The organism is Ruegeria sp. CDSB136 (assembly GCF_059610965.1).
Map to the genome: position 1 here is coordinate 1 of NZ_JBXWOP010000061.1, position 1601 is coordinate 1601.

The window sequence follows — 1601 nt, forward strand, 5'->3', positions numbered from 1 at the left end:
TTTCCGCCCCGAACAGCGTCTGTCGTCGCGCAAACGCCCGAAGTTGGGTGAATGGGCCCAAAAAACAGCGCATCCCGGCCCCGGCGGCGACGTTTTTCAGCGCATCGGGCAGACTTGTCCTGCCGCTTTCGTTCAGTTTTGGCTTGGCCCTCGATCACGCGCATAGCGGTGGCGCTCGAAGGCGGCGGATCGCGGCGAGGATGGCGCGGACCATCGGGCCGGTGACGGCTACCTCGGCCAGTTGGAAGGTGATGGCGCGAGCGTGACGCACGACGCGGGCGCCGATCTTGATCAGCTTGAGTTGCAGGCTGGTCAATGACCAGTCCGCCATGGCCTCGGGCAGTTCGATGCAGCGCAGGAAGGTTGCCAGGTTATATGCCAGCGCGTGCAGTTGCAGGCGCACCTCGTTGTCGCGGAACTTCCGGCATGACAGTCGCGTCCAGCGGAAGGCGTGCTTGCCTTCCTTGATGTGTTGCTCGGCGGTGCCGCGCTGGTTGTAGAACCGCACCACCCAGTCTGGTTCCATGGGCAGGTTGGTGACGATGAAACCCACACGCGGGAACAGCTCGCCCGGATGCCATTCGATCTTGGCGATCACCCGGCGCGGCTTGTCCCAAGACGCCGCCTGATACTCGAAGTCCTCGTAGAAGCGCTTGACCTTGGTCTGCGAAGGTCGCCCAACGGGGCGGGTCAGCCGATGCGCGATCTGCTCACGCAGGACGGTGTTGGCAGGCAAGCGGATGGCGTAGAAGTACTTCGCTTCTTCCAGACGTTCGTAGATCGCGGGCATTGCAAAGGCGGCATCCGCCCGGAAGAACCGCATGATGTCACGCTCGGCATACCGGGCGATGACAGGATCGAGGACATCCCGCCAGCCATCGGCGCTGTGGACGTTGCCATGGCGCAGGGCGCAGCGCTCCAACATGCCGAACTGGTTGAACAGGAAGTTGGGATGGTAGCAGGTGCAGTCGAAATGCCCGTTCCAAGCGGACCCTTCCTGGTCCCCATGGGTGGGGCTGACCGAGCTGTCCATGTCGAGCACGATATACTTCAGCCCGTTGCGGTCGTGGAAGCGATCAATCCACTGGCCGTTCAGGTCAGCCAGCGCTGCCCGGTTCTCGGGCAAAGCCAGCGTCCCGGTCTCGAACCGTCCCATTTGCGAGGCAGATGCCGCTTGCACGTCGACAGCCCGACCACCAACGACCTGACGCATGACCGGATCAAGGGCGAGACGGTCGGCGTCGTTGACATCCTCGTATCCGGCCAGCCGCCCAAACACCGATTGCCGGAACAGGCCGTCGAGCCGATGAACCGTGTTCTTGCCGCGTCGCGTGTCTCGTAATGCTGTTGCCGCCAGATCGGACAACCCGAGCGCGTCATCAAGCTCGCGCATCACCAGAAGGCCGCCGTCGGAACTGAGCTGCGTGCCACGAAATTCCAGCCGCACACGGCGGTCGAAATCCACCCGATCTGCCTGCTGCAAGCCCGCACCCTCCAGGTGATCCATGAAACGTGTCCCGCGTAGTCACCAACACCATGATTTATATCGGAAATAACACGATCACGACAGCGGAAACAGCGACTTACTTGGGGAATGTGGG

1 protein-coding gene is annotated in these 1601 nt (G+C 62.4%); it reads right to left on the reverse strand.

The window, feature by feature from the left end:
• Window positions 1-154: 154 nt before the first annotated feature.
• On the reverse strand, window positions 155-1507 hold the full coding sequence (locus AC2FIR_RS24085; protein ID WP_496715919.1) for an IS1380 family transposase: 1353 nt from the start codon (window positions 1505-1507) through the stop codon (window positions 155-157).
• Window positions 1508-1601: the final 94 nt, after the last annotated feature.